At 62.6% G+C, this 3,145-nt stretch carries 3 protein-coding genes and 1 pseudogene; all 4 read left to right on the forward strand.

All coding sequences use genetic code 11. The features are described from left to right. Positions 1-178 (forward strand): annotated as a pseudogene (locus tag AC1D1P_RS18920) (protease modulator HflC); the annotation flags it as partial. A 6-nt stretch (positions 179-184) separates the two neighbouring features. Continuing rightward, complete coding sequence (locus tag AC1D1P_RS18925; protein ID WP_457280678.1) at positions 185-373, forward strand: DUF2065 domain-containing protein; 189 nt, start codon at positions 185-187, stop codon at positions 371-373. Between the two features lie 129 nt (positions 374-502). After that, positions 503-1,693 carry an ATP phosphoribosyltransferase regulatory subunit gene (locus AC1D1P_RS18930; protein WP_477669361.1) on the forward strand — a complete coding sequence of 397 codons (1,191 nt, stop codon included), beginning with the start codon at positions 503-505 and terminating at the stop codon, positions 1,691-1,693. A 45-nt stretch (positions 1,694-1,738) separates the two neighbouring features. After that, positions 1,739-3,079 (forward strand): adenylosuccinate synthase, encoded by a 1,341-nt coding sequence (locus tag AC1D1P_RS18935; protein ID WP_457280680.1) that lies wholly within the window; start codon positions 1,739-1,741, stop codon positions 3,077-3,079. Positions 3,080-3,145 lie beyond the last annotated feature (66 nt).

Here is a 3,145-nt window from a genome sequence, read left to right on the forward strand (position 1 = left end):
CACCTATGCCGAATCGTTCGGCCGCGACCCGCAGTTCGCCCAGTTCTATCGCAGCCTCGATGCCTACAAAGCCAGCTTCAACAAGAAGAGCGACGTGATGGTTCTTGACCCTTCGTCCGACTTTTTCAAGGCGATGCGCGGCCCAGGCTCCGGTAACGCCGCACCCGCCAAAAAATAAGCCGGCGTGGACGGCAACACCTTCTGGATGGCGCTGGCCCTGATGCTGGTCATCGAGGGCCTGTTGCCTTTCATCTCTCCCGGCGGCTGGCGCCGCATGTTCGAGCAGATTCTCACTCTGGGTAACGGCCAGATCCGCTTCTTCGGCTTGTGCAGTATTGCGGCGGGCCTGATCCTGCTGGCTGTGCTGGCCTGATTTCGCCTCCCTCGGCAAGCCGCTCACTGCCACGTATTTCCGCCAGAGTGCGTCATTGGGCCTTCAGCGGGCCGAAAACCCGCTTCAAGCCCGGTAAAATGCTGTTTTTAACAGCCCACGAAAATCACAATGCCCGCCTGGTCGTCATCATGGCAATTGCCCGATCAAATTGCCGATGTCCTGCCTTCCGAGGCGCGCCACATCGAAGAGCTGCGCCGTCTGTTCCTCGACACCGCCCGCAGCTATGGCTATGAACTTGTCATGCCTCCGCTGCTGGAGCACCTCGAGTCGCTCCTGACCGGCACTGGCGAGGCCCTTGATCTGCAGACTTTCAAGCTGGTGGACCAACTCTCCGGCCGAACGCTGGGCCTGCGTGCCGACACCACGCCCCAGGTAGCCCGCATTGATGCGCATTTGCTCAACCGCAGCGGTGTTGCCCGCCTGTGCTATTGCGGCCCGGTGCTGCATACCCGTGCCGACCGGCCTCATGCCACCCGTGAACCGCTGCAGTTTGGCGCGGAAATCTATGGCCATGCCGGCCTGGAGGCAGATCTGGAAGCCCAGCAGCTGGCGCTGGAAGGCCTCAAGGCGGCCGGCGTCACTGAACTGAGCGTGGACATGGCGGATGTCCGCATCGTCAACAGCTTGCTGGCTGGCGCCACCGTCAACGGCAAAACCCTGGCGCTCATCCATGCCGCGCTGGCGGCCAAGGACGCGAGCGAGCTCGGCAGCCTGATCGCCAGCCTCAAGGACGGCATTTCGGCTGCGGCGCGAGACGGCCTCAAGGCGTTGTTGCAGCTTTATGGTGACGAGAAAGTGCTGGCCGAAGCGGAAAAAATCCTGCCGCCCTCAACGGGCCTGAAAGCAGCGCTGCAAAACCTGAAATGGCTGGCCGCACACACCAGGGGTGAAAAAGGCGACGTCAAGGTCAGTTTTGACCTGGCCGACCTGCGCGGCTACGCTTATTACAGCGGCACCCGCTTTGCCATTTACGGGCAGGGCGCCGAACTGGTGCGCGGCGGCCGCTATGACGAAGTCGGTGCCGTGTTCGGCCGCAACCGGCCTGCAGCGGGCTTCAGCCTTGACCTCAAAGAGCTGGTCAGTGTGCTGCCTCCTCGGGCCCTCAAGGCAGCCATCCGTGCGCCCTGGGGCGAAGATATCGGCCTGCGTGCCGCCATCGCCCGCCTGCGCGCGGGCGGCGAAACCGTGGCCTGCGTGTTGCCCGGCCACGAACATGAAGTCAATGAGTTTGATTGCGACCGCGAACTGGCAAACGCTGCCGGTCAATGGGTGGTCCAGCCCCTTAAAAAAGCCGCTTGAGGGCCTGCGCCCGGCTTTATCCCGAAACCTTAACGAGAATTGAAGATGACAAACAAACAAACCGCAGCCGCGGGCCGTAATGTCGTGGTCGTGGGCACCCAGTGGGGCGACGAAGGCAAGGGCAAGCTGGTCGACTGGCTGACCGAGATGTCGCAAGGCGTGGTGCGCTTCCAGGGCGGCCACAATGCCGGCCACACGCTGGTCATCAATGGTGTGAAAACGGCGCTGCACCTGATTCCCAGCGGCATCATGCGCCCCGGCGTGAAGTGCTATATCGGCAACGGCGTGGTGTTGTCGGCCGCCAAATTGTTCGAAGAAATTGAGGGGCTGGAAAAAGCCGGCGTTGAGGTGCGTTCCCGCCTGCGCGTCAGCGAAGCCTGCCCGCTGATCCTGCCTTTTCACGTCGCGCTGGATGTCGCGCGCGAGGCTTACCGCGAGAAGGGTGGCACGACCAAGATCGGTACCACCGGCCGCGGCATCGGCCCCGCGTATGAAGACAAGATTGCCCGCCGCGCGCTGCGCGTGCAGGACCTGAAATATCCCGATCGCTTTGCCGCCAAGCTGCGTGAATTGCTCGACCTGCACAATTTCGTGCTCACCGGCTACCTGCATGCGCCGGCAGTCGACTTCGATACCGTCTACGCAGAAGCCATGCGCCACGCCGAGTTGCTCAAACCCATGATGGCCGACGTCTCGCGCGAGCTCAACGATGCCAACGAGGCCGGTGCCAACCTGCTGTTTGAAGGCGCGCAAGGCACCTTGCTCGATGTCGATCACGGCACCTATCCCTATGTGACCTCCAGCAACTGTGTGGCCGGCAATGCCGCTGCGGGCGCGGGCGTGGGCCCGGGCATGCTGCATTACATCCTCGGCATCACCAAGGCTTACTGCACCCGCGTGGGCGGCGGGCCTTTTCCGACCGAACTCGACTGGGAAAAGCCCGGCACGGTGGGCTACCACCTCAGTACCGTGGGCGCCGAAAAAGGCGTGACCACGGGACGTAGCCGTCGCTGCGGCTGGTTTGACGCTGCGCTGCTCAAGCGCTCGGCCCAGGTCAACGGCCTCTCGGGCCTGTGCATCACCAAGCTCGACGTGCTGGACGGCATCGACGAGCTCAAGCTGTGCACCGGCTACGAGCTTGACGGCCATATCACCGACATCCTGCCGATGGGCGCTGAAGAGATCGAGCGCTGCAAGCCGATTTATGAGACCTTGCCGGGCTGGAGCCAGAGCACCGTGGGCGTCACGCAATACGACAAGCTGCCGGCTGCCGCGCAGAAATACCTGCACCGGATCGAGGAAGTCACCGGTGTGCCGATCCACATGATTTCGACCAGCCCGGACCGTGACCACACCATCCTGCTGCGCAATCCGTACGCCGCCTAGCCAGAAAACCTCAGCAAAAAATGCACCCAACCCAATAGGGACGGGCGCAAGCAGCTATCAAATCAG

This window comes from Polaromonas sp. P1_E1_2 (assembly GCF_056406035.1).

What these genes read in the sequence shown, in the direction of transcription:
- AC1D1P_RS18930 (WP_477669361.1), top strand. Translation starts at nt 503, where the DNA reads ATGCCCGCCTGGTCGTCATCATGGCAATTGCCCGATCAAATTGCCGAT.
- AC1D1P_RS18935 (WP_457280680.1), top strand. Translation starts at nt 1,739, where the DNA reads ATGACAAACAAACAAACCGCAGCCGCGGGCCGTAATGTCGTGGTCGTG.